The sequence below is a fragment of the Actinomyces bouchesdurhonensis genome (genome assembly GCF_900128465.1).
Taxonomy (GTDB): domain Bacteria; phylum Actinomycetota; class Actinomycetes; order Actinomycetales; family Actinomycetaceae; genus Pauljensenia; species Pauljensenia bouchesdurhonensis.
This window is the reverse complement of the sequence record NZ_LT635869.1, coordinates 214866-217904: the sequence shown is the minus strand read 5'-3', so window position 1 is coordinate 217904 and position 3039 is coordinate 214866. Positions and strand designations below refer to the sequence as shown.

2 protein-coding genes and 1 pseudogene are annotated in these 3039 nt (G+C 64.2%); 2 read left to right on the top strand and 1 reads right to left on the bottom strand.

From position 1 onward, the window contains the following. Positions 1–321 precede the first annotated feature (321 nt). Both BQ7477_RS09405 and BQ7477_RS13125 read left to right on the top strand, forming a co-directional pair. Positions 322–1203, top strand: coding sequence for a DUF5926 family protein (locus tag BQ7477_RS09405; protein ID WP_073983698.1), 882 nt, complete (start codon positions 322–324; stop codon positions 1201–1203). Positions 1204–1294: 91 nt separating this feature from the next. Beyond that, positions 1295–1399, top strand: a pseudogene (locus tag BQ7477_RS13125) (glycosyltransferase); the annotation flags it as partial. Between the two features lie 921 nt (positions 1400–2320). On the opposite strand, the gene BQ7477_RS09395 reads toward BQ7477_RS13125, so the two are convergent. Further along, positions 2321–3039, bottom strand: a 719-nt coding sequence (locus BQ7477_RS09395) for an HAD-IC family P-type ATPase (protein ID WP_200783508.1), incomplete at its 5' end; no start/stop codon positions are given.

Below are 3039 nucleotides of genomic sequence, written 5' to 3'. Positions count from 1 at the left end.
AGCGCTCGACGCCTACCGCGCGTCCCTGCCCGGCAGGTCATCGCCCGCGCGCACTGCCGGTTCGCTGCTCGGACGCTACCCAGACGCTGCTCGGACGCTACCCGGACATATGTTTACCCAAAAATGTCGCACGTAATTCCCCTCGACCTATTTCAAACATTGAAATCAGATCGTTGGAATTCCGCGCAATTCTCGATACCTAATAAAAGATAGGTGGACCAAATTACGTGCGACATTTGGGGAGGGCGGGACGAAGCGAGGGGGTCGGCTCGCCCCGGCCCTGGCCTCGTCGATTCAGCGAAACCCGCTACGATTACTCCCATGGGTAAAGCTAGCCGCCGTAAGAAGGTCACCGATCCCGCCAAGCTCAAGGCATATCGCCCGCCGATCCCCTTCGTCGCGCGCCCCTTCGAGGGCCTACCGAAGGAGATTGAGCTGGTCGCTATGCGCGAGCTCATCCCGGCGGCCACGCTGACCGCACGCACCGACGCCGACCATGGCGCCGTCGAATTCGACTTCGTTACTCTTCTGCCTGAGGGACAGCCCGCAATGATTCGTCCCGACGGTCGCATCCTTGTCGCGCTGCAGACCCGCTCGAACTCCGCGGATCTGAGCCACGACGCGGGTGCTGCGCTGCTCGCGGCCATCGCCGCGAAGGAAGCGGGCGACGAGGGCGTCATCTCGATCGACGTGCGCGAGCCGTCTGAGCGTCTCCAGGACATCCTCGACCTCGCCAGGTTCACGGACATGAAGCTCGAGGAGGATTTCTCCTTCTGGTTCGACCCCGCCGAGGAGATCGACGAGTCGACGCGCCGCGCCCTCGATCAGAACCGTGAGGAGATCATTCCGACCGAGCCTGTGCCCGGCGTTCCCGGAGCGTACTGGTGCGAGATGAACCGTAACTTCGTGCGTTTCCTGACGGACAATGACGAAACCAAGCTCTTTGACGCGCTGGCCCGCCTGGCTGCGCGCGGCAAAGCCAACGTCGGTGAGGGTTCGCGCTACGTGGGCTCTTTCCGGGCGTGTGGCCTGGTCGTCCCTGTGTTCGAGTTGTCTGAGGGGGCAAGTGCGAGCGATGTCGCGCCCGGCACGCAGGCTCTTGCGAGGGCTCTTGCCGAGGCGCTCACCGTGACTGAACGCCTGAATGACAAGGAGCGTCGCGCCCGCCAGGGGTTAGTGTCTCGCGCGGTGACGATTCGCTGAGCATATTTTTACCTTCTGTTTAGGAAGCTTTGTCGATCACATTACGGGTGGTGGGGCGCGAGAGTGGCCCACCACCCGTAGACTATGACGTGTGAGCTATCCCAGCGGATCACGAACTTCCCACCCGCAGCGCGTCGCCGCCGTCATCTATGCGCACAATGTCGGTCGCGCCGTCGCCGCCACCGTGCGCGCGTGCCNTGTGCGCTCCTACGCCTGGGGCGGCCAGCAGGTCGATGCCGAGTCGTGGGGGAGAGCCGCGCACCCCGGGCACACGTACGAAACCATCTACTCCAAGGCGGGCTTCCGCGTCGCGCGGCGTACCTCGTAAGGTGGCAGGTGCCGTGCAGCCGGATGCGCCGGCGGAGCGGCACCCTTGCGTCAATTCCTACTTGGTGCTGCCGTGATGGCATATGCAAGCGCGCCAGATGTATAGGCCGGCATTGCTGTTATCTGCTACCAAAGACCATTTCGCCACGTGTGTATGTTTCGACTCAGTTAATGAGACCCACGATTCTTTCGAGTTTCCCGAGGTAACCGAGATCATCCATTGCTCGGTCAGTAACGCGCCAATTGCCGTGGCGATCTTTGCTGGTGAAGGTGCCGTGTGTGATTGGGGCTGAAGAGTGACAGTCAGACCCATAGCGGCAGGTGTTCAAGGTGAGGGCGGCAGGTGTGCCGATGCGGAATCAGGTGGGCAGTGCGCCTCCGAGAAAATGCTTGTTGAAAGTGGCGCTGCACCCGATCCGTGGGCATTGCACCTCTTCTGATCGGGTGCAGCGCCCCACATCGGGTGTAGCGCCCCACATCGGGTGTAGCGCCCCGTAACGGGTGCAGTGCGACGTAAAGGGTGCAGTGCTCGCCGGGACATAGACGGTTGCTCCACCGGTTTCATTCGCGATTGAACACGTTGTCTGGATGAGAAGGATCGTGTGGAGCATGGGGTGTTTCGAGCCGGCTCTTCGAAGGTGTGCACCTGCTGCGAATCCCCTGGCTGCATGTGGTCGACAAGGTTACTTTTGCGTGTCCTGCCTGGGGGTGGGCGATCTGCTGGTCGCACGCGGCCGCAATGAAATGAACAGCGGTGACGGGACGCCACGTGTCGCCGGTGTGATCGCCCCTATTTCGCCGTGCGCAGGCGCAGCGAGTTGAGGACCACGAACACGGACGAGCAGGCCATCGCGGCGCTGGCCAGCATGGGGGAGAGCAGACCCGCGATCGCGAGCGGCACCATCAGCACGTTGTAGAAGAACGCCCAGAACAGGTTCTCCTTGATGATGCGCAGCGTCCGGCGTGATACCCGAATCGCGGTCGCCGCCGAGGTCAGGGACGAGTTCATGAGCGTCATGTCCGCGACCTCGATCGCCACGTCGGTGCCCGAGCCCATCGCGATGCCCAGGCCCTTCGTGCTCGCCTGCGCGAGGGCGGCCGCGTCGTTCACGCCGTCGCCCACCATCGCGACCGTGCGCCCCTCGGCCTGAAGGGAGGCGACGGTGTCGCGTTTGCCGTCGGGCAGGACGCCCGCGATGACGCGGTCGATCCCAACCTGGTCTGCGACGTGGCGCGCCGCGGCCTCGTTGTCGCCCGTCAGGAGGATCGGCTCGATGCCGAGCTCGCGCAGCTGAGCAATCGCATCAGCCGACGACTCCTTGACCGTGTCGCGCACGACGAGAGCGGCGATCGCGCGGCCATCGACCCGCTCGGGAATCACCAGGGACGAGGCCGTGGCCCCCTCCCGCTCGCCGGCGCCCGAGATGGTACCGGGCTGGGTGGGGGTACCGGTATCCCCGGTCGCGCTGCCGCCGGAGGTGGGTGCGCCATCGGCGGTCGCGGCCTCGG

What these genes read in the sequence shown, in the direction of transcription:
- BQ7477_RS09405 (WP_073983698.1), top strand. Translation starts at nt 322, where the DNA reads ATGGGTAAAGCTAGCCGCCGTAAGAAGGTCACCGATCCCGCCAAGCTC.